Source organism: Sphingomonas sp., assembly GCF_019746665.1.
Classification (GTDB): domain Bacteria; phylum Pseudomonadota; class Alphaproteobacteria; order Sphingomonadales; family Sphingomonadaceae; genus Sphingomonas.
Window position 1 is genome coordinate 47,576 of record NZ_JAIERS010000001.1, and the last position, 19,295, is coordinate 66,870.

The following is a 19,295-nucleotide window of genomic DNA, read 5'->3' on the forward strand; positions in this document are numbered from 1 at the left end:
ATTGGCCGAGTTACTTGACATCGGCAAGCGCCCCGCCGCATGAACATGACTGATAAGTCAGGTGAGGGTAATGGCGGAAGCAACGTCGAGCACGAGCCGGGCCACGAGTTCGATCGACCTGATCGAGCGCGCAGCCGCCGGCCGGCCACCGCCGATCGACCGGATGCCGCGACCAAGCTTCAAGCGCATGGTGGAGATGCGGGACAATGCCCGGCTGGCGACCTGGGGTTGGCTGCCGGTCGATCGGCGTGGGCCCTACCCGGCCATCCTGTTCCGCACGCCGTATCGCGAGGATCTGCTCGGGTGGATGCGGATGGACCCGCTGCGCTACCGCGATGCCGGCTATGCGGTCGTCTTCCAGCTAATCCGCGGCATCGGCGAATCTGAAGGCGCGTTCGAGTTCGCCAACCCGCTCGATCGGTCCGACGGGTTCGACACGATCGAATGGGTCGCCGCCCAGCCCTGGTGCACGGGCGCCGTGGGCATGGACGGATCGTCATATGTCGGCATGACGCAGATCGCCGCCGCGATCGAGCAACCGCCGTCGCTACGCTGCATCGTGCCTGCGGTGGTGTCGTCGGACTTTTTCAATGATGTTCCCCGCTACGGGGGTATCGTATCGCGCCAGCACACGCTCGGCTGGACGCAGTTCACCTATAAGGACAGCCTCGCCGATCTCACGCCCGGGCTATGGGGTGCGCAGGCCTTCCTCGCCAACCCCGCCGCCTGGCCGTTGCTGCTGAGCCGCCCGGCCCTCGCCGCCGCCGACGGCGTGCTGGAGCATGACGCGCTCGCCCATTATCGCGAAGTGTTGACGCGCGAGACGTTCGACGATTGGTGGGCGGCGCGCACGTTCTCCCCCAGCGACTATGCGCGCGTCGCGGTGCCGACGATGGTCGTCACCGGTCTGTTCGATGGATCAATGGGCAGCCAGATCCTGTGGCGAATGCTGGAGGAACACGCGCCTGCCGAGGTCGAGCGCCGGCTCGTAATCGGCCCCTGGGACCATGGCCAGGCCTATGTCGGCGGCGCAGCCTATGGCCCCTATCGCTTCGAGGGCCTCGACGGTTTCGACCTACAGTCAGCCCGCCTCGCCTTCTTCGATCGCCACCTACGCGGCGAGGGAGCCGGGCCAAGGCTGGCGGGCCGTGTCTCGAGCTATTTGTTGGGGGCTGATCGTTGGCTGGGAATGGCGGCCTATCCCGATCCGGCCGTCTCGCTCTGTCCGCTGTATCTGGCGTCCGATGGGCCGGCGAACCTGAGGGGCAATGGCCGGCTGGTCGAGCTGCCGCGCGCCAGCGACGCGGCGGACGCGTTCGAAGTCGATCCCGAACTACCGTTCGTCCCCGTTGGCCGCAGCCTTGATCCAAAGCTCGCGCTCGATCTGCGCGAGACCGAGCGCCAGGAGGATGTGCTGGTCTACACCGGCGAGCCGCTTGCCGCGCCGCTGACGCTGCACGGCGAGTTCGCGGTCGAGCTTCACCTGTCGGCCGATGTGCCGGACTGCGACATCGTCTGCTGGCTGGCGCGGGTACCACCGGACGGCCGCACCACGCAGCTTTCGGTAGGGATGCTGCGTGCCCGCTACCGCCATGGCTTTGATCGCACGGTGCTCTTGACGCCGGGCGAGCCGGTGGCGGTTCGCGTCGCGATGGCGCATGTCGGCATCACCCTCGCGCCGGGCGATCGCCTGCGACTGCTTATCGGCGGCACGCTGTTTCCCCTGCTTGATCCCAATCCGCATGACGGCGGCCCGACCGCGACGGCCGCCGCGGTCCGGCGGGCACGACAAGTCATCCACCACGGTGTCGCGCACCCTTCGCGCGTGCTGCTGCCTGCGCGGGAGGAGGAGTCGTGATCCCGAAGCCCTATCTTGTCTTTGTCGGCGATGCGCCGCCATCGGTCACCACCAAGACCGCGCAAGGCGTGCGCCAATGGGCGCCCCGGAATTGCGCCGGACAATGGCGACTGGCGCCGGATGCGATCGATCTGGACCTGCCGGATCTCGACCCCGCCGCCGCCGTCGCGGCGGGCGCGCGTTCGCTGCTGATCGGCATCGCGCCCGCGGGCGGCGTGCTTCCGGCCGCCTGGGTGCCGGCGCTAGTCCAGGCGCTCGACGCGGGGCTCGATATTGTGAGCGGCCTGCACCAGCGCCTTGCCGACGTCCCTGAACTCGCGGCCGCCGCGCGGCGGGCGGGCCGCGCGCTGCATGACGTGCGGCACAACGACACCCGCTTCCCGGTCGCGAGCGGGCGCCGCCGCACCGGGCGCCGGCTGTTGACGGTCGGCACCGATTGCGCGCTGGGCAAGAAGTACACCGCGCTGGCGATAACCCAGGCGCTGCGCGCGCGCGGCATCGACGCCGATTTCCGCGCGACCGGTCAGACCGGAATCATGATCGCGGGCGACGGCATTCCGCTCGATGCCGTGGTCGCCGATTTCGTGGCCGGCGCCGCTGAAACCTTGTCGCCCGATGCCGCGCCAGACCATTGGGACGTGATCGAGGGCCAGGGCGCCATCCTCCATCCCGCTTATGGCGCGGTAACGCTGGGCCTGCTTTATGGATCGCAGCCCGATGTGCTGGTGCTGTGCCACGATCCGCAGCGCACCGCGTTCGCCGGCTGGCCCGATAGCGCCCTGCGGCCACTTCGCGAGACGATGGACCTTTATCTCACGCTCGCGCGCGCGACCAACCCGGCGCCCCGCTTCGCGGCGATCGCCCTCAACACGTCGAGCCTTGCCGAGGCGGAAGCAAGCAACCTGTCCGCAACGCTCGCGGACGAGCACGGTCTGCCCGTCTTCGACCCGCTGCGGTTCGGCATCGACCGCGCCATCGAGGAGATACTGACGTGACCCTGCGGCTGGAACATTGGGAGCGCAGCTGGCCACTCGCCGAACCGTTCACCATCTCGCGCGGGACCGACTATGAGGTCGCGACGCTGCAGGTGCGTCTGACCGACGCGCGCGGCAATGTCGGTCGCGCGGAAGCGATCGGCATTCCTTATCATGGCGATACCCCGGCCACGATCGCCGCCGAGATCGAGGCGGTGCGCGCCGAGATCGAACGCGGGATCGATCGCGAGGCGTTGCTTGACCTGCTGCCCGCAGGCGGCGCGCGCCACGGCATCGATGCGGCGCTGTGGGACCTTGAGGCGAAGCGCGACGGCATCTCGCCCTTCGTCCGCGCCGGTGTGTCGCCCGCGCCGCTCGATTGCGACCGCACCATCGGTATGCGCTCGCTCGACGGCTATGAGACGATGGCGCGCCAATTGGCGCGCCACCGCGTGATCAAGGTGAAGGTCGGCTTGGGGGATGAGCGCGACCTGGCGGCGATCGACGCGGTGCGTCGCGGCGCGCCGACGTCCGAACTCATCATCGATCCGAACCAGGCATGGTCGCCCGAGCAGGTGCGCGAATGGTCGCAGCGCCTCGCCGCGATCGGAGTCGTGCTGCTCGAACAACCCATCGCGGTCGGAGCCGAGGCAGCGCTTGATGGCTGGCAAGGGCCGGTGCCGATCGCGGCGGACGAGCTGATCGATGACATCGCCGATCTCGACAAGGCCGAAAATCGTTTCCAGTTCATCAACATCAAACTCGACAAATCGGGCGGGCTGACCGCCGGACTCAAGCTCGCGGACGAAGCCCAGCGGCGAGGGTTCGGTTTGATGATTGGCTGTATGAACGGCTCAAGCCTGTCGATGGCGCCCGGCATGGTGCTGGCGCAACGCTGCCGCTTCGTCGATCTCGACGGCCCGCCCGCCCAAACCGAGGACTGGCAGCACGGCTTCGTCTATATCGATGGGCGGGTCGAGCGACCACATGTTCCGGCATTGTGGGGCTGACGGTGGCGCCGGCGCTCGTCTCGCTTGGCGCCGTCGAAGCCGCGGCAGACCGCATCGCTGGCCAGGTGGTACGAACACCGATGATTGCCGCGCCCGCGCTCTCCGAACGCGCCGGCTGCGAGTTGCTCCTCAAGGCGGAGAACCTGCAAGTAACCGGCAGCTTCAAGCCGCGGGGGGCGATCAACACGCTCGCTCAGCTGACGCCCGAAGAGCGTGCGCGCGGCGTCGTGGCGGTATCGGCGGGCAACCACGCGCAAGGCGTCGCCTATGCCGCGCGGCGCCTAGGCGTGCCGGCGCTGGTGCTGATGCCCGAAAGCGCACCGGCGGTGAAAGTCGACCGGACGCGCGCCCTGGGCGCCGACGTCATGATCGTCGGCGCGACTTTCGACGACGCCGCCGCCGCGCTGCCCGCAGTGCTCGCCAAAAGCGGCGCGACGCTGATCCACCCGTTCGATGACGACCGCGTGATCGCCGGACAGGGCACGGTCGCCTTGGAAATGATCGCCGATGTCGGCGGGCTCGACGTGGTTGTCGTCGCGATCGGCGGGGGCGGATTGCTGTCGGGCATGGCGGTCGTGCTGCGCGCGCTATCGCCGCGAACCGAAGTCATCGGCGTCCAGGGCGACCATTATCCTGCGATGGCCAAGGCCGTTGGGCGTTGGCCGGGGCACGTACCGGGCGGCGCGACGATCGCGGAGGGGATGGCGTCACGCACGGTCAGCGCCCGAACCGCCGCGCACGTCGCGGCGCTTGTCGATGATATCCTCATCGTTTCCGAGTCGCAGATCGCCGCAGCGCTGGCGTGCCTGGTGCGGGAGACGCGCTTGGTGGTGGAAGGCGCGGCCGCGGCGACGCTGGCCGCCATGTTCGCGCACTCGGCAAGATTTGCCGGCCGTCGCGTCGGTCTCGTCTTGTGCGGCGGCAATATCGACGATGCCCGGCTGTGCGCGCTGCTCGCCGCGCCGGGAGGTACGTATTGACAATCGGCGATGGTCGTGGATCACTGGTATCCCAGAAATAAGATGCCTCGATGGTTGGTGGGGCAAAGCGAGAGGAAACAGGGATGATTGCTTGCAAAGCGCGGCAAGTCCGCAATTCGTCGGCCGACAGGCTGACGCGCGCCCGTCGCGGAGCGAGCGCGGCCGGTGTGCTGGCTCTCCTGATCGCGTCGCCCGCTTGGGCGCAGGATGCCCGGCCAGCGCCAACCCCGACCAAGAACGCGACATCGACCGCCGAGGATGGCCAAATCGACGACGTCGTGGTCACCGCGAACAAGCGAGAGGAACGGATCCAGGATGTCGCCGCGGCGGTCTCTGCGGTCAGCGGCGCGGAACTGGCGCGGACGCAAACGCTCGATTTGCAAGACCTTCAAGTTCGCGTCCCGGGCCTGCGACTTTTCTCCAGCGGCGGCCCGCAGGCGCGCATCATCATTCGCGGCCAGAATTCGGGCGGCGACGGCGCAACGGTCGTTTCCATCCTCGATGATGTGCCACTCGGTTTCTCTTCCGCCAACAATGGCGGCGGCTTCGTCGTGACGGATTTCGACACCTACGACCTGCAGCGCGTTGAGGTGCTGCGCGGGCCGCAAGGCACGCTATACGGCGCGACGGCCGAGGCGGGCCTTATCAAATATGTGACGAACGCGCCCAAACTAGGCCAAATCCAAAGCGGCTTCGACGTCAGCATCTTCGGCGTGGAGCGCGCGGGCGATGTGGGGGGCACGGCGCGGGCTTTCGTCAACGTGCCGCTGAGTTCGACGCTCGCTTTCCGGGCGAACGGGTTCCTCGAGCAGCAGCCCGGCTTCATCGACAACTCCTTCACCCGTGAAAATGGGGTCAACAGCGTCCGGCGCTATGGCGGGCGGGCGCAACTGCTGTGGAAGCCGACCGACAACTTCACAGCTCGCGCCACCGCCTATATCCAGCAGCGCGACGGCCGGGGCGTGGACCAGATCGCGGTTCAAGGCGGCGCCGGTGCCAATGCGCTGCAACCCGTAAACGGTTATGACGCACCGGCCTATTTCAACCCAGCTTACAACAGTCGCTACGAGCTTTATTATCTGAACCTTGATTACGATGCGGGCGGCCTGCGGCTGCAATCCATCACCAGCTACGGCACGGCGGCAACGACGTTGACGGCGGACCGGCCGAGCCTGACGCCGATCATCTCATTGATCGCGGGCCAACAGGCGACCGCACGCTTCACCAATACGATCCCGGTCGACAAGTTCAGCCAGGAGTTGCGGATCGCCTCGCCCATGGCGCGCAACGGCGAGAGTAAGACCTTCGAATGGCAGCTGGGCGTGTTCTACACGAGCGAGAAAATCCGCTACGCCATCGCGACCGACGCGGTCACCATTCCCGGCTTGGTCCGGATCAGTGGTGCGGCGCCCCAAGGCCCGTTCGGACTGCCCGGCGATCTGATCGGAACGGTGATCGACGCGCGCATCGCCGCCCGGTATGAAAGCTTAGCTGGCTATGCCGATGCGATTGTCCGCCTGACGCGCTGGTTCGATATCGAGCTGGGCGGCCGTGTCGAGGCCAACTGGCAGCGGTCGCAAACCACGGCGAACGGCCTGCAGTTCGTGCTGGGCGGCCAGCCGGCGACGAACATCGCGCCCACGCTGCGGACGAGCGAAACCGTCTTCACTTATTCGGTGGCGCCGCGCATCCATTTCAGCGCCGACATCATTGCTTATGGGCGCATCGCCAAGGGCTATCGACCGGGCGGCCCGCAGGTGCCGCTTCCGGGCGAGCCCGCTTCGCTGCCGACCTCATTCCGTTCGGACTCGACCGTGAATTATGAGATCGGATTGAAAGGCTCTGCATTCGGGCGCCTGTTATCGTTCGATCTCGCGGCATTCCGCATCGACTGGACCGATATCCAGCTCTCGCAGATCGTGGTCGTCGCGGGGCAGCCTTACAGCCGCACGGGCAATGGCGGCCGCGCGCGCAGCGAGGGCATTGAATGGAGTTTCGAGCTACGGCCGATGCGCGGGCTCTCATTGACCTGGCTCGGCGCCTACACCAACGCGCGCTTGACCCAGGACGCGCCGGGTGTGGGCGGGCTCGCGGGCGACAAGCTGAATTTCGTTCCCGATTACACCTCGACGCTTGGCGGCCTCTATGAAACCCCGATCGGGCGCGATTTCACGATGTTCGTGGGTGGCGACTGGGCGCGCGTGAGCCAGCGGCGGGTGGGAGTCAGCGGCACCAGCGTGCTCGATCTCCCCTCTTTCGACCAGTTCAACGCCCAGATCGGGATGCGCAAGGGACCGTTCACCGCCCAGATCTTCGCCAAGAACCTGAGTAATGAGCGCGGCTTTTCCAGCTACACCCCGACATCGTTCGGCGCGCCTGTGGGAGCGCTCGGCGCGGCGGCGATCATTCGCCCGCGCACCGTGGGCCTGCGTGTGGCGGCGGCCTTCTAATGGGTGCGAGCGGGGCGGTTGCGGAGACCGGCGACCGCCCCGCCACCAGCAAGGCTGATGCTGGCGCGGCGCGGCGATCGTACCGTTGCCAACCCCGCTGACCTGGCTGCTGGAGGCGGCCGCGATCCTGTGTGTCTCCGCGCTGATCGTCGGCGCGCCCCGCGCGCTTGTCGCGGGCCGAGCCCTGCGCTGGCTGCCGACCATAACGGCCGCCCTGCTTGCCTTGACCCTAGTGTTCGATCCGTGGCGGTGGCAATTGGTCCCGCTGTTCGCGCTCGCGATCGTGGCGTTCGGCTTGGGCTATCGGCGGCTGCGGCGAGGCGGACCGTCGCGGCGCTGGTGGCGGCGCGGGGTAGCGATCGCCCTGGGGTCGCTCGGCCTATTGGTCGTCGCGCTGCCGCTCGCCTTGTTTCCGCTGTTCGATCTGCCATCACCGCGCGGCCCCGGCCGGATCGGCGTCGCCGACCTCCACCTGATCGATCGCGCGCGCGCCGATCCGCTGTTCGGCAGCGCGCGCAAGATCATGGTTCGCGCCTGGTATCCGGCTACGCCACACGGCGACGGCGCACCGGCGCGCTACGTATCGCGCCGCTTCGCGGCGGCGTTGCTCGATCCCGACGCGCCATTGGTGGTGCTGCACCATCTGCCACGGATCGGGACAGCGGGCCGTACCGGGCTGGCGATCACGCCCGGCGTGCATCCGGTGGTCATCTTTTTACCCGGCTATCAGGCATTTGTCGCCCAGAGCACGACGCTCGCACGGGATCTGGCGAGCGCGGGCTATGTCGTCCTGTCGGTAGCGTCGCCGGGTGATGCGAGCGTGGTGGATTCCCCGGACGGGCGCGTCCGCACCTTCCGCCGCCATCGCCTGCTCGATCATTTAGCGGGGATCACTCGCTTCGCCGACGCCTTCGAGTGCGATCTTCCCTCGGAGCAGGGCTTACGCTTCGCGCGCGAGGTGAACCGATTGACGCCAGATCCAGGCCGCGAGCTCGATCTGATCGCCGGCGACGCGGCATCGGTACCCGATCGCGTCGCCGGCGGCGGTTTGGGTGCCCTCGACGGTCACGTCGATCCCAACCGCGTCGCGATCGTCGGCATGTCGTTCGGCGGGGCGGCGGCTGCACGGCTCTGCAGCCGCGACCGGCGATGTCGCGCGGGCGTGAACCTCGACGGTTTCATGTTCGGCGACCTTCAGGGGCGCGAGATCGGTCGCCCGTTCATGGTTGTCGCGAACGGTGCATCGGGACGTACCTATTACGACGATACCATCGGACGCGGATCCGCCGACCGGCCGACGCGCCCTTACGGCTGGACCTGCAAGTGCGCGGCTGCCGCCATGCGGACTTCACCGATATGACTTTGCTCTCCCCGCTGTTGAAGCGGTTTGTGCCCAACAAGGTGCTGGGGCCGATCGACGGACACCGGATGACGGGCCTGACATCCGACATCGTCCGCGGCTTTCTCGACACGGAGATGCTGGGACGCAGCGGCGCGCTCGCCGCCGCTATCCGGGCATGGCCCGAAATCGTGGTTCGGCGGCCGTCACTGCCGGCACGGTGGGGCGATCAACTTCACCCCGGGCACGATGCCCTCCCTTGAAGCCCGCCACTGATTGAACAACCATGCGGCTGCTCCATAATCGGCGGGTTGGGCGCCGCTAGACGCCTGGCCCCTTCAGCGGCTGATACCCTTCGGAATAAATCCAATCGGTCTTGCGCGCGGGCTGGTGGCACCCCTGGCAGTCCGCCTTGTAATCGGTGGAGGCCGTCTTGGTCGGGCTCGCCGTGTCGAACCACGCCCAGCCCCAGCCGTCGCCCCATAATTTGTTGCCGGCGGCGTGGCGGTTCGTACTGTCCTTCACCATCACGAACCAGCCCTTCAACTTGGCGGGGCGGCTGACGATACCCGTCGTCATCGGCGCGGTGCCGGCTTCATAGACTTCCTTCACCAGCGTGGTGCCATCGGCGAACCTGCCGGCGCGGCGATACGCCGCGATCGCGCCCGGCGAGGCATAGACGATATGCATTTCCTTGGCGCCGACGCCGGGATCATTGGCGGGAGCCCAGGTGCCCAGATATTGATAAGCGTCGCGATACGCCTTGGGCACGTGGAGCGTGCCGTTCGTATCGGCGCCAAGGTCCGCGCCGGAGGCCGCGACGGGAGTGCCGACGGCCGCGGGATTTTCCGCCCCACCCAGGCCGCGATCGACTTTGCCGCATCCGGCCAGGGCGATCACGACGCCCAGACCGACCCCTCGCCACGCCGCCTTGGGCCAGCGCCGCGCGGCGCGCGTGGCTCGTTCCCCCGCCATCAGCGATCGAGCCGGGGGTAGAATTGGGTCCACACCATGTCCTTCTTGGCCCCGGCGGTATGGCAGGCGGCGCATTCCTCGTTCGACCGCAACTTCGCGGTCGGCGCCTTGGGTTCGCCGTGCTTGAAGTTGTAATAGCCCCAGCCGCCGGTCGCGGCATAACGCTTGGTATCCTTCACCGCGACGTCCGCGCCATTCAGCTTGCCGGGAAAATAACCGCGACCCGAGGCTTGCGTCGTCGATCCATCCGCCGCCGCGCCGTCGGTCTGCGTCAGTTGCAGCTCCTTGAACAGGATCGTGCCTTCAGGAAAAGTGCCGGTACGCCGGTAGATGTCGTACGAGCCGGGTTCGATATAAACGTTGTGAAATTCGGGGAACCCTGCCTTGCCGTCGTTCAGTGCATTGGGTGTGAGCGGCGAGCCCACATAGACCCAGCGCTCGAAATTCTTGGGCAGGATCAGCTCGCCCGTCGCGGTGTATTCAGGAAGATAGCGCCCGGAGCCGGGCGCGGCGGCGGCCCGTCCGGACGCTTCGCCGCGCGTCGATAGCGCGAGGTCGGCGACACCCGCGACGATGATCGCGCCGGCGAAGGAGGCGCTCAGCAGGATGCGACTCATAACTCTTCCTTTTCGTTTTGTTGCAAAAACTGCATATTAGAGTTGCCGACTTGGTTCTTGTCGAAATGGTGCAACAAGCATCGGCATCGGGCCGGCCGAATCAAAATGGCGGCATTTTCGTGCTTATCGCTTTGTTTTTCTGGTAAATTACTCACGACTATCCCTGGCAGGCAATGGATGCCGGCCACACCTGGCGTGCCTTAACCGCCCGAAACCGCATGGATGCGGCTGATAATTCTACAAGACGCCCTCGAGATCGCCGGCGGCCCACGGCGGCGCTCTTCCGCCAGGCTTGAAGTCGCCACGATGTTCGCGGCCGACCATGAACGAAAGCGCGACCGGCCGGCGGCGCTACGTCGGCGGATGATCGCCTAGCCCCGTCACCCTCACGGAACCCGCTGGCTCGCGACAAGCGGCGATGCCGCGATCAGCTGAGTTCGGCGAACAGATCGACGCGGTTGCCATCGGGATCGGTGAGCATCGCGTAACGCTGTCCCCAAGGCGAATCCCACGGCGCCTGCCGCCCCTGATACCCCGCCGCGACCACGGCCACGTACACCGCATCCACCTCCGCCGCGTTGTCGCAGCGACAGGCGAAGGTGACGCGCTGACCCACTGGTTGCACCCAATCGGGATAGACCTGACGCATCATCGCCTCTGTCAGGAACCCCAGCGTCGCGCCACCGGGCGTATCGATCTGCACCTGCGGCGCCTCCCCTGCCCCATCAGGTACCGCCAGCCCCAAAGCGCGATAAAAGCCGAGCGCACGCGCCATGTCGGCGACGACGATATCGATGCTATGCGGAACGACGGCCATGGTAGTTCTCCAAAAGTTGAGTCGGGATTTAGCGATACGGTAGCGTCTCACATGTCAGGGTCAAGAGTTATGGGACGCCCACGTAGCGAAACCTCGCGTCAGGCGATCCTCAATGCGGCGTTCGCGCTGCTCGCCGAGCGCGGTTATGCGGGCTTCGCGATCGAAGCAGTCGCAGCCGCCGCCGGGGTCGGGAAAACGACCGTCTATCGATGGTGGGAAAGCAAGGCCGCGCTGGCGGTCGACGCCTTTTTCCATGCGACCGAGGCCGAACTGCGCTTTCCCGAGACGGGTCGGGCCGAGAGCGACTTTCGCGCCCAGATCGGCGAGCTCGCGACACTGCTACGGGGTGCGCGCGGCCAGGCATTTGCGGCGATGCTCGGCGGCGCGCGCACCGATCCGGAGCTTGCCCACGCGCTCGGCGAGCGCTGGCTCGAGCCGCGCCGCCAATGGGGCATCGCACGGATGACGGCGGCCGCCGCGGCGGGCGAGCTGCTGCCTGAAACCGACATCGGCGCCGCGCTCGCCCTGCTTTACGGACCACTCTACACACCGCTGCTGTTCGGCGCTTCGGTGCCGGAGGCGGCGGCGGTGACGGCTTATCTCGACCTTGCCTGCCGGGCGATCTTCAAGGGATAGCGCCCCACTCAACCACCCGACGCCGCCGCATCGGGGTCGCGGCCCTGGCGGCGGTCGATCGATCGCATCACTGGCGTCACCGTCAGCCCGTGAAGCAGGATCGAGAGCAGCGCGACCAGCCCGACGATCGCCCAAAGCCGCCCGCCCTCGGCCAAGGGCAGGTGGTTCAATCCATAGGCCAGATAGTAGAATGACCCGACGCCCCGGATGCCGAAAAAGGCCAGCGTCAGCTTCTCGGTCCAATCGGCGCGCAGGCCGATCATCGCGATCAGGCCGCTGGCCGGGCGCACGAACAGGATGATCGCCAGCGCCGCCAGCCAGTCCATCAGCGTAAGCGGCGCGAGCAGCCCCGACACCAAAGCGCCGCCGAACAGCAGCAGCACCAGCATCATCGCCAGCCGTTCGATCTGTTCGGCGACATTGTGCAGCTGATGGTTGAAATCATGGTCGCGATGCGCGTGGCGCAGCGTAAGGGCGGCGACGAACACCGCGAGAAATCCATAGCCCTCGATCATCTCGGTCACGGCATAGGTGATCAGCGTCACCGCGAGCGCGATCAACCCATCACCCGTCTGAGCGAGCTTGGTTTCGGCGGGCATGTGAAAGGTGAGCCAACCGAACGCCCAACCGATGACCCCGCCCGCGGCGATGCCCGCAACCCCTTCCCACAGGACGTGATGGAGCAGCCACGGCCCAAACCACGCCGCGCCCGGCTGCGCCACCCCAAGCGCCAGCGCGAGGTTGACGAAGGGAAAGGCGAGACCATCGTTCAACCCCGCCTCCGACGTCAGGCCGAAGCGAACTTCATCCTCCTCGCCGGTCTTGGGTGGGCCTACCTGCACATCGGCGGCGAGCACGGGATCGGTCGGGGCGAGCGCCGCGCCGAGCAGCAGCGCGGCGACCAGGCTGAGCCCCAGCCCCGCCCAGCCGACCAAGGCGATGCCGGCAATACTCAGCGGCATGGTGATCGCGAGCAAGCGCCAGGTAACCCCCCAATGCCGCCAGTTGAACGGCCGGTCGATCTTCAGTCCCGCGCCCATCAACGCGATGATGACGACGAACTCCGTCAGCCGCTCGGTGATGAGCGGATAGGCAAGCGGCATCGGGCGCAGCGGCGTGGCAGGGCTCGCGAACAAGACGCCGCCAATCGCGATGCAGATGATCGGCACCGACAGCGGCAGGCGGCGCAGCGCGAGCGGCAGCCAGGCGACGAGCGCGACCAGCAGGCCGGCGCCGGTAAGCCACAATAAATAGGGAGCAGGCATCGGATACCAACCGCCGCCGCGCCGATCCGTTCATCACCCTTTTGCGCCGCGCGAGCGCTTGACTTGAGCCGGCTTTCCGCTATGTGCCGCGCCCTGACTTCGCCCCCCGGGCGAAGCCGCCGTCCGAGACGACAGGTGCGGGCTTCCCGCTTAATTTCCTGTCTAGACGGGGAATGGAACTCACCGTCCGCCGGGCCTTTGGTCCCGCGCTCGGTTTGCCGTGGCCGCGCCACTCCCATGCCCCTTTGACGGACAAACGCCGGTGTCGGCGGGTCCGCCCGCTCGCGCCGGTTCATCCGGTTCCGCCTCGGTTCACCGAGACGGGGCTTGTTTACGTGGAGAATGGCATGGATCGTGCTCAAAAGGCCGAACTCGTTGCCGAGCTGAACCAGACTTTTGCCGAGGTCGGCGTGGTGGTCGTCACCCGCAATCTCGGCATGACCGTGGCGCAATCGACGGCGCTGCGGAACAAGATGCGGGAAGCCGGCGCGAGCTATAAGGTCTCGAAGAACAAGCTTGCCAAGATCGCGCTGGGTGGCACCGACTATCTCTCGCTGGGCGACATGCTCACCGGGCCGGTCGGCCTCGCCACTTCGGTCGACCCCGTTGCCGCGGCGAAGGTAGCGGTGGATTTCGCCAAGACGACCGACAAGTTCGTGATCGTCGGCGGCGCGATGGGGGCGACCGTCCTGAACGAAGACGGCGTGAAGGCGCTGGCGACGATGCCGTCGCTGGACGAACTCCGCGCCAAGATCGTCGGCCTGCTGCAGGCGCCCGCCGCCAAGCTCGCCTCGATCACGCAGGCGCCGGCCGCGCAACTCGCGCGCGTCTTCAACGCCTATGCGGAAAAGGACAAGGAAGCGGCCTGATCGTCAGGCGTTTTATCGACAGCAATTTGATTTCATTGGAGATTTGACATGGCAGACCTGAATGCGCTGGTTGACCAGCTGAGCCAGCTGACCGTCCTCGAGGCGGCCGAACTTTCGAAGCTGCTCGAAGAGAAGTGGGGCGTTTCGGCCGCGGCCCCGGTCGCGGTGGCGGCGGTTGCCGGCGGCGCCGGCGGCGCGGCGGCGCCTGCGGTTGAAGAGAAGACCGAGTTCGACGTGATCCTCACCGGCGACGGTGGCAAGAAGATCAACGTCATCAAGGAAGTCCGCGCGATCACCTCGCTCGGCCTGACCGAAGCCAAGGCGCTCGTCGAAGGCGCGCCGAAGGCCGTGAAGGAAGGCGTTTCGAAGGACGAGGCCGAGAAGATCAAGGCCCAGCTCGAAGCCGCCGGCGCGACCGTCGAGATCAAGTAAGCCTTTTCGGCTTGCCGATTTGGGAAAGGCCGCTCCTTCGGGGGCGGCCTTTTCTTTTTGGGTTCTGGCGATGGCGCGGAGTCAGCTGGCCGGCGTAGATCCTCCCCAAGCCTGCTTGGGGAGGATTTTTGGGAGGCCTCGATAGGCTTGCCGGCGCCTACTCTGCCGCCCGCTCCTCGATCAGCGCCTCGTCCCCATAGCGTGCCAGCGCTTCGACCGGCGGCGCCTCCTCGATCTCGCGCGCGCCGGTATCGACGTTCAGATCGCGGAATTTGCGCGCCGTCACCAACGCGCGGCTTTCGAAGCTCGACACGAACGTGTTGTAATTATTCACCGCGCTCGTCAGCCCCGCCCCCACCTTGCGCAGATCGCCGGCGGCCTTCGCCAGCCGTTCATACAATTCCTTGCCCAACCGCCCGATCTCGGCGGCGTCGCGCGCGAGCTTTTCCTGGCGCCAGATCGAGGCGATCGTCTTCGCGATCGCGACCAGATTGGTCGGCGTCGCGATCAGGACGCGGCGCTCGAACGCGTCGTCCCAAAGCTTCGCGTCCTGCTCCAGCGCGGCCGAGACGAAATGCTCGCCGGGCACGAACATCACCACGAAATCGAGCGTGTCCTTGAATTGTGCCTGATAGGCCTTGTCGCCGAGCGCCTTCATGTGCGCGCGGATCGCCGCCGCGTGCGCCGCGAGCCCCGCCGCGCGGCCGCCCTCGTCCTCAGCCTCGAATGCGTCCTGATAGGCGTTGAGCGAGACCTTGGCGTCGACGATCAGCGTGCGCCCGCCGGGGATGCGGATGATGACATCGGGGCGCAGCCGCCCGTCCTCGGTGCCGACGCTCACCTCGGTCTCGAAGTCGCAATGCTCGGCGAGACCACAGCTTTCGAGCACGTTGCGCAGCTGCTGCTCGCCCCAGCGACCGCGTGCCTTTGGGGCATTGCGCAAGGCGTTGACCAGCCGCGCCGCCTCGCTGCTCACCTTTTCCTGGCCCTGGCGGAGTTCGGCGAGCTGGCCCTTCAATTGATCGAACGCGCTCGCCCGCTCGGCCTCGACCGCTTTCACCGAGGCTTCGTAGAGCGACAGCCGCTCGCCGACCGGCTGGAGCACCGCGTTCAGGTTGCGCCGCGCCAGCTCCTCGGACTCGCGAAACCGTTCATCGGCGCGCTGCAAGAATTTTTGCTGCGCGTCGTTGAGCAGCTTGCCGGCGACATCACTGAACTGATGCGCCATCGCTTCCTTGGCATCGCGGAACTCGGCGAGCCGCGCCTCGAACGCCTCGGCCTGGGCGGTGAGCTTGGCGAGCTGGGTACGCGCCGCCTCGCGCTCGTCGCGCACCGCGTCGAGCGTCTCCTGCGTTTCGGCGAGCGCCACCGCGCGCTCCTCGGCGAGCGCGGCGGCGGCCTCAGCGCGTGCCTCGGCGCCCGCCAGATCGCGGATCGCGGCGCGGAACTCCTCGGTCCGTGCATCGCGCTCGGCGGCGAGATTGGCGATATCGCGCCCGCGCAGCAGCCACCCGGCGGCAAGCCCCAGCATCACCCCCAACAGCGCCAGGCCGATCGCGATTGCGTCCACTATGCTTGCCCCCGAACAGAACGAAGCGGGAATCTACGCGCCGCATCGTTGAAGGGCAACCACGGGGTTTGCACGGGCGAACGCAAAAGCCCCCCGGCTGAGCCAGCCGAGGGGCCATTGTGACATATGGACGCGGCGATCAGATCGACGTCGTCAGGTCGGTCAGCCATTGCGGCGAGTTGGTGACGATCACGCCTTCGACGATGTGGTCGCCCCCGGTCAGGATGAGCACGCCGACCACCGCCAGCAACGTGCCGAGCACACGCTTGCCGCCCTGCCCCGCGCTTAGCAGCTTGCCGCGCATCCGGGTGAAGACGGTGCGGGTCGCAAAGGCGAGGCCCACCAGCACGGTCGCGATGCCCAGCCCGAAAAAGGCCATCACCAGCGCGACGCCGGCAAGGTTCTGCCCCTGGGCCGCGAGAACGGTCGCCGCGCCCAGGGTCGGGCCGACACACGGGCTCCACACGAGCCCGAGCAGCGCCCCGATGCCGAACTGGCCGGCAAGCCCAAACCGCTCGAGCCCCGCCTGCCGCCGCGACGCCCAATCCGCGAGCGGCGCGGCGGCATTTTGGAGCATGTACTGGATGCGCGGCAGCAGCAGCGCGACGCCGGCGAGCAGCAGCAGGACCGCCCCGGCATAGCGCACCCAATCGCCGTCAAAGCCCGAAGCCGCGCCCACCGTCGCAAGCGCGAAGCCGACGCCCGTGAACGACACCACCAGCCCCGTCGCCAGCGCGAGCGGGCCATATTTATGGCTCTGCGCCGAGCTGCCGAGCACGATCGGCACCAGCGGCAGCACGCATGGGCTGAGGATGGTGAGCGCGCCAGCCGCATAGGCCAGCAGCGGATTCAGACTTTCGGCGGCCATCGCTTAGTTGACCGCGGCGGCGAGCAGGTTGTTGATCGCGGTCTTGTCGGTCTGGAATTCCAGCCGGCTGACTTCCTTCTTGCCCTTATAGGCGATCAGCGTGCCCTGCTTGTGAACGCCGAGCGCGCGCCACGCATCCTTCTGGGTGTCGTAATCGATCTCGAAAATCGTCAGCTTGTCGAACTTGCTCGCGGCGATCGCACTCTGGATCGTGCCATGCTGCGAAGCACAGACCGGGCACCAGGGCGCCTTCACGTCGACGAGGATAGCCTTGCCCGCACCCTGCGCGGCCGCGAATTCGGCGGCGGTGAACTTCTTCACCTCGGCGGCCTGGGCGGGAACGGCGAAGGCGACGAGCGCGACGGCGGCCACCGGGAAAATCGAGCGGATCATTGGAAAGCTCCTAGTTTCGCGCGCCGCCATCGTAGCGGCGCTCCCGTCCGAATTCGCCGGCACCGCGCGAAAGGTTACAGCCGCCGTGCCCGCTCAGTCCTGTGAGCAAGGCGCCAGTTCGATGACGAGCCGGTCGCCCCCCATCCCGTCGAGCGGCCGGTAGCCTGGCCGCTGCGGCTGCGCGCGGCGGTCGCGATACGGCACGATCGTCTGGCAACGCTCCGCCTCGGCAATATCGTTGGTGGTCAACACGATGCCATGGCCTTCAGCGGCGAGCCGCTCGATCCAGCTCCACAGATCGTCGCGCAGGGCCGCATCGAAGCCCGTGGTCGGCTCATCGAGCAGGAGCAGCGCCGGCCGGTGCAGGATGGTCGCCACGAACTGGACACGGCGCGCCCAATCGCCGGAAAGCTCGCCACAGCGTTTGTCCAATATCGACCGTAACGCATAGCGCTCCACTGCCGCGGCGATGGCACGATGGGCGGCGGCAATGCTATGTTCCTCCGCGCTTTGGCTGAGAACTTCGAGCACGGTGAGCTCGGGCGACAGACCTAGCCGATTTCCCATATAACCGATGCGGGACCGCCGCAGCGCGCTTGTCGAACCCACATCCTCGCCCAGCACCTGGCCACCGCCGGCGTCGGGCCGCAACAGCCCCGCGATCATGCGCAGGGTGGTCGTCTTGCCGCTGCCTGGCGCGCCCACCAGGCCGAGAATCCCGCCCGGCTCGAGCGTCAGCGAAACGCCTTCCACGACCTGCAGCTCGCCAAATGACTTGGCGAGTTCATTCACATCGATCAGTCGCTCCCCGTGCATATCAAAGGGTGGCCTTCAATCGATCAGCATCAGCCGCGCTTGGTTTCTTAAACATCGGTCGCCATCCTCGCGTCCATGCGCAAAGGGTGCGACGGACCTGCTTGTTTCGCCGCGCTGAGCGACGCGGTTACGCTGCATTCCTCCTAGCCGATATTTATTCACACGGTCGGTGGCACGCCAAGATCAGGACGGGCGGGGACGCGCAATAAGCGCAAGGCGAGACAATTATGCGGGCTATCCATTGCCCTTGCGCACAGATCAACAGCAAGATTGTGCAAAACCGCCAAGAAAGGGCAAGTTGCCGGCGGTTAGCGCGCGCCGTCGCTTTCGAACGCACGCGTCGCGGTCAACGCCGCGCGTTGTTCGTCCGATCAGTGAGCGAGGTGAACAGCAAGCCAAGGCAGAAACTGCTCATCGCGCCGAGCACCAGCATCAGGTACGCAGTATCAATCGTCATCTTCTGTCTCCAATTCAACAGCGGGATCATCATCACCTGCGCCACCCCCACAAGAATTTGATCGCGATCAAACCCATCTTGCGAGCATTACGAATGGCAGCCCGAATGCCATCCGCGTAGCCTTGGCGCATCACCTCGAAGGGAGCTGGCCATGCGAAACATCTTGTTGCTGGTGCATGACGACGCCGGGCAGGAAGCGCGGCTTCAGGTGGCACTCGACCTCGCCCGCGCCTTTGACGCGCATCTGAACTGCCTCGACGTGTCGATCGTCCCCATGATGGTCGACGATTATGCCGGGCTCGGCGGCCAGGCGATGCTGCTCGCCGAGGAACGCGCCGCCGAGGCCGCCAACGCGGCGCGGCTAAAAGCGCGGCTCGCGATCGAAGGCGTGAACTACAGCTGGCAAGAAGCGGCCGGTGATCCTGCCTTGTGCCTGAAGGAGGCCTCCCGGCTGAACGATGTCGTGGTGCTCAACCGCGCGCTCGACAGCGCTGCTTATCCTAATATGGGCGAACTCGCGGGTGCGGTGCTGAACGAGGGGCTGCTCCCGGTGTTCGCGGTGCCGGAGCAGGCGCGCGGCATCAAGGTGGAGGGCGACGCGCTGATCGCGTGGGACGGCTCCCGCGAGGCCGAGAGCGCGCTCAAGGCAGCGCTGCCGCTGCTGACCCAAGCCCGCAGCGTGACATTGCTGCACATCGGCGCGGCGATGATCGCGGTGCCGCCGGAACAGGCCGCGATCTACCTCGCGCGGCGGGGTATTCGGGTCGAGGTGCGCCACGAACCTGGCGATTCCCGGCGGGTGGGCGTCCAGCTGCTCGCCGAGGCGGCGGCGCAGTGCGACTATCTGGTGATGGGGGGCTTCGCGCATCCGCGCTGGTTCGAAAGCGTGTTCGGCGGCGTCACCGCCAGCGCGCTCGCCGCGAGCCCCGTCCCGGTACTGCTCGCGCGCGGGCGATAGCCGCCCCCCGT

Annotated in this window: 19 protein-coding genes; 11 read left to right on the plus strand and 8 right to left on the minus strand. The window is 66.9% G+C overall.

Features of this window, described 5'->3' with window-relative positions; all coding sequences use genetic code 11:
* The first annotated feature begins 70 nt into the window (after positions 1–70).
* The 7 genes from K2X73_RS00200 (at position 71) to K2X73_RS00230 (ending at position 8,874) form a co-directional block, all read left to right on the plus strand.
* Positions 71–1,858, plus strand: coding sequence for a CocE/NonD family hydrolase (locus K2X73_RS00200; RefSeq protein WP_294107414.1), 1,788 nt, complete (start codon positions 71–73; stop codon positions 1,856–1,858).
* Positions 1,855–2,853 carry a DUF1611 domain-containing protein gene (locus K2X73_RS00205; RefSeq protein WP_294107416.1) on the plus strand — a complete coding sequence of 333 codons (999 nt, stop codon included), beginning with the start codon at positions 1,855–1,857 and terminating at the stop codon, positions 2,851–2,853. The genes K2X73_RS00200 and K2X73_RS00205 overlap by 4 nt, the downstream gene beginning before the upstream one ends.
* Positions 2,850–3,842, plus strand: coding sequence for a dipeptide epimerase (locus K2X73_RS00210; protein WP_294107418.1), 993 nt, complete (start codon positions 2,850–2,852; stop codon positions 3,840–3,842). The genes K2X73_RS00205 and K2X73_RS00210 overlap by 4 nt, the downstream gene beginning before the upstream one ends.
* On the plus strand, positions 3,833–4,822 hold the full coding sequence (locus K2X73_RS00215; RefSeq protein WP_294107420.1) for a pyridoxal-phosphate dependent enzyme: 990 nt from the start codon (positions 3,833–3,835) through the stop codon (positions 4,820–4,822). The genes K2X73_RS00210 and K2X73_RS00215 overlap by 10 nt, the downstream gene beginning before the upstream one ends.
* Positions 4,823–4,905: 83 nt before the next feature.
* Entirely contained in the window at positions 4,906–7,272 is a 2,367-nt protein-coding gene (locus K2X73_RS00220; RefSeq protein ID WP_294107422.1) for a TonB-dependent receptor plug domain-containing protein, read from the plus strand.
* Between the two features lie 85 nt (positions 7,273–7,357).
* Complete coding sequence (locus K2X73_RS00225; RefSeq protein WP_294107424.1) at positions 7,358–8,632, plus strand: hypothetical protein; 1,275 nt, start codon at positions 7,358–7,360, stop codon at positions 8,630–8,632.
* Entirely contained in the window at positions 8,629–8,874 is a 246-nt protein-coding gene (locus K2X73_RS00230; protein ID WP_294107426.1) for a hypothetical protein, read from the plus strand. The genes K2X73_RS00225 and K2X73_RS00230 overlap by 4 nt, the downstream gene beginning before the upstream one ends.
* Before the next feature lie 58 nt (positions 8,875–8,932).
* Here the strand turns inward: K2X73_RS00230 and K2X73_RS00235 are convergent, their stop codons facing one another.
* The 3 genes from K2X73_RS00235 to K2X73_RS00245 all read right to left on the minus strand — a co-directional run bounded on the left by K2X73_RS00235 (position 8,933) and on the right by K2X73_RS00245 (position 11,020).
* Positions 8,933–9,586 carry a cytochrome P460 family protein gene (locus K2X73_RS00235; protein ID WP_294107427.1) on the minus strand — a complete coding sequence of 218 codons (654 nt, stop codon included), beginning with the start codon at positions 9,584–9,586 and terminating at the stop codon, positions 8,933–8,935.
* Positions 9,586–10,203, minus strand: coding sequence for a cytochrome P460 family protein (locus K2X73_RS00240; protein WP_294107429.1), 618 nt, complete (start codon positions 10,201–10,203; stop codon positions 9,586–9,588). Before K2X73_RS00240 ends, K2X73_RS00235 begins: the two co-directional genes overlap by 1 nt.
* Before the next feature lie 427 nt (positions 10,204–10,630).
* The gene (locus tag K2X73_RS00245) at positions 10,631–11,020 is read right to left on the minus strand and encodes a VOC family protein (RefSeq protein ID WP_294107431.1); all 390 of its coding nucleotides are present in this window, start codon (positions 11,018–11,020) and stop codon (positions 10,631–10,633) included.
* A gap of 69 nt (positions 11,021–11,089) precedes the next feature.
* On the opposite strand from K2X73_RS00245, the gene K2X73_RS00250 reads away from it, so the two are divergent.
* On the plus strand, positions 11,090–11,656 hold the full coding sequence (locus K2X73_RS00250) for a TetR-like C-terminal domain-containing protein (RefSeq protein ID WP_294107432.1): 567 nt from the start codon (positions 11,090–11,092) through the stop codon (positions 11,654–11,656).
* A gap of 8 nt (positions 11,657–11,664) precedes the next feature.
* On the opposite strand, the gene K2X73_RS00255 is transcribed toward K2X73_RS00250, so the two are convergent.
* Complete coding sequence (locus tag K2X73_RS00255; protein WP_294107434.1) at positions 11,665–12,921, minus strand: cation:proton antiporter; 1,257 nt, start codon at positions 12,919–12,921, stop codon at positions 11,665–11,667.
* Positions 12,922–13,268: 347 nt separating this feature from the next.
* Between K2X73_RS00255 and rplJ the strand changes: the two genes are divergently transcribed.
* Together rplJ and rplL are read left to right on the plus strand one after the other, a co-directional pair.
* The gene (gene rplJ, locus K2X73_RS00260) at positions 13,269–13,790 is read left to right on the plus strand and encodes a 50S ribosomal protein L10 (protein ID WP_294107436.1); all 522 of its coding nucleotides are present in this window, start codon (positions 13,269–13,271) and stop codon (positions 13,788–13,790) included.
* Between the two features lie 48 nt (positions 13,791–13,838).
* Positions 13,839–14,222, plus strand: a complete 384-nt coding sequence (gene rplL / locus K2X73_RS00265) for a 50S ribosomal protein L7/L12 (protein ID WP_294107437.1) — start codon at positions 13,839–13,841, stop codon at positions 14,220–14,222.
* A 157-nt stretch (positions 14,223–14,379) separates the two neighbouring features.
* Here the strand turns inward: rplL and K2X73_RS00270 are convergent, their stop codons facing one another.
* From K2X73_RS00270 to K2X73_RS00285, 4 genes are all read right to left on the minus strand, one after another.
* Positions 14,380–15,792, minus strand: coding sequence for a DNA recombination protein RmuC (locus K2X73_RS00270; RefSeq protein WP_294107438.1), 1,413 nt, complete (start codon positions 15,790–15,792; stop codon positions 14,380–14,382).
* 139 nt (positions 15,793–15,931) lie between these two features.
* A complete protein-coding gene (locus tag K2X73_RS00275; protein WP_294107440.1) occupies positions 15,932–16,660 on the minus strand; it encodes a cytochrome c biogenesis CcdA family protein in 729 nt (242 codons plus the stop codon).
* Positions 16,661–16,663: 3 nt separating this feature from the next.
* Positions 16,664–17,053 carry a thioredoxin family protein gene (locus tag K2X73_RS00280; RefSeq protein ID WP_294107441.1) on the minus strand — a complete coding sequence of 130 codons (390 nt, stop codon included), beginning with the start codon at positions 17,051–17,053 and terminating at the stop codon, positions 16,664–16,666.
* 93 nt (positions 17,054–17,146) lie between these two features.
* Complete coding sequence (locus K2X73_RS00285; protein WP_294107443.1) at positions 17,147–17,845, minus strand: ABC transporter ATP-binding protein; 699 nt, start codon at positions 17,843–17,845, stop codon at positions 17,147–17,149.
* A gap of 632 nt (positions 17,846–18,477) precedes the next feature.
* Between K2X73_RS00285 and K2X73_RS00290 the strand changes: the two genes are divergently transcribed.
* Positions 18,478–19,284, plus strand: coding sequence for a universal stress protein (locus K2X73_RS00290; RefSeq protein WP_294107445.1), 807 nt, complete (start codon positions 18,478–18,480; stop codon positions 19,282–19,284).
* The last annotated feature ends 11 nt before the right edge of the window (positions 19,285–19,295 follow it).

What these genes read in the sequence shown, in the direction of transcription:
- K2X73_RS00200 (WP_294107414.1), top strand. Translation starts at nt 71, where the DNA reads ATGGCGGAAGCAACGTCGAGCACGAGCCGGGCCACGAGTTCGATCGAC.
- K2X73_RS00220 (WP_294107422.1), top strand. Translation starts at nt 4,906, where the DNA reads ATGATTGCTTGCAAAGCGCGGCAAGTCCGCAATTCGTCGGCCGACAGG.
- K2X73_RS00230 (WP_294107426.1), top strand. Translation starts at nt 8,629, where the DNA reads ATGACTTTGCTCTCCCCGCTGTTGAAGCGGTTTGTGCCCAACAAGGTG.
- K2X73_RS00235 (WP_294107427.1), bottom strand. Translation starts at nt 9,586, where the DNA reads ATGGCGGGGGAACGAGCCACGCGCGCCGCGCGGCGCTGGCCCAAGGCG.
- K2X73_RS00240 (WP_294107429.1), bottom strand. Translation starts at nt 10,203, where the DNA reads ATGAGTCGCATCCTGCTGAGCGCCTCCTTCGCCGGCGCGATCATCGTC.
- K2X73_RS00245 (WP_294107431.1), bottom strand. Translation starts at nt 11,020, where the DNA reads ATGGCCGTCGTTCCGCATAGCATCGATATCGTCGTCGCCGACATGGCG.
- K2X73_RS00250 (WP_294107432.1), top strand. Translation starts at nt 11,090, where the DNA reads ATGGGACGCCCACGTAGCGAAACCTCGCGTCAGGCGATCCTCAATGCG.
- K2X73_RS00255 (WP_294107434.1), bottom strand. Translation starts at nt 12,921, where the DNA reads ATGCCTGCTCCCTATTTATTGTGGCTTACCGGCGCCGGCCTGCTGGTC.
- rplJ (WP_294107436.1), top strand. Translation starts at nt 13,269, where the DNA reads ATGGATCGTGCTCAAAAGGCCGAACTCGTTGCCGAGCTGAACCAGACT.
- rplL (WP_294107437.1), top strand. Translation starts at nt 13,839, where the DNA reads ATGGCAGACCTGAATGCGCTGGTTGACCAGCTGAGCCAGCTGACCGTC.
- K2X73_RS00275 (WP_294107440.1), bottom strand. Translation starts at nt 16,660, where the DNA reads ATGGCCGCCGAAAGTCTGAATCCGCTGCTGGCCTATGCGGCTGGCGCG.
- K2X73_RS00280 (WP_294107441.1), bottom strand. Translation starts at nt 17,053, where the DNA reads ATGATCCGCTCGATTTTCCCGGTGGCCGCCGTCGCGCTCGTCGCCTTC.
- K2X73_RS00290 (WP_294107445.1), top strand. Translation starts at nt 18,478, where the DNA reads ATGCGAAACATCTTGTTGCTGGTGCATGACGACGCCGGGCAGGAAGCG.